The following is a 522-nucleotide window of genomic DNA, read 5'->3' as shown; positions in this document are numbered from 1 at the left end:
TTTTAGCATAAACCGGCTGACAGGCCGTCTGAAACCTTGACCGCTTCCCTAGACAACACTAAAATCCAGAATAGTTTTCATTTCCATTATCAAACAGGAGAAAAACATGTCAAAAAAAGTCAGCATCTTGGTCGGCAGCCTGCGTAAAGGTTCGTTCGCACGAAAAATCGCACAAAACGTCATTTCCATGTTCCCCGAAGGCTACGAAGCACAAATCGTCGAAATCGGCCATTTGCCTTTGTATAACTTCGACTACGATGATCCTGCCGTTACCGACTTCCCCACTCCGCCCAGCTATACCGAGTTCCGCGAAACCATCAAAGCTTCAGCCGGCGTATTGTTCGTGACTTCCGAAAACAACCGCACCGTCCCCGCCTGCCTGAAAAACGCCATCGACATCGGCTCCAAACCCAATGCCGATGTTGCCTGGAAAAAAACACCGGCCTGCATCATCAGCCATTCCGTCGGCAAAATGGGCGGTTATAGCGCGCAAAAAAATCTGCGCCTTGCCCTCTCATATTT

1 protein-coding gene is annotated in these 522 nt (G+C 49.2%); it reads left to right on the top strand.

What is annotated here, in order from left to right; all coding sequences use genetic code 11:
- Positions 1 to 106 precede the first annotated feature (106 nt).
- Positions 107 to 522, top strand: a 416-nt coding sequence (locus ACTHUM_RS18555) for an NADPH-dependent FMN reductase (RefSeq protein ID WP_440403762.1), incomplete at its 3' end; no start/stop codon positions are given.

The sequence above is a fragment of the Neisseria sp. P0021.S006 genome, assembly GCF_051956895.1.
This window is presented reverse-complemented; position numbering and strand designations above follow the sequence as displayed.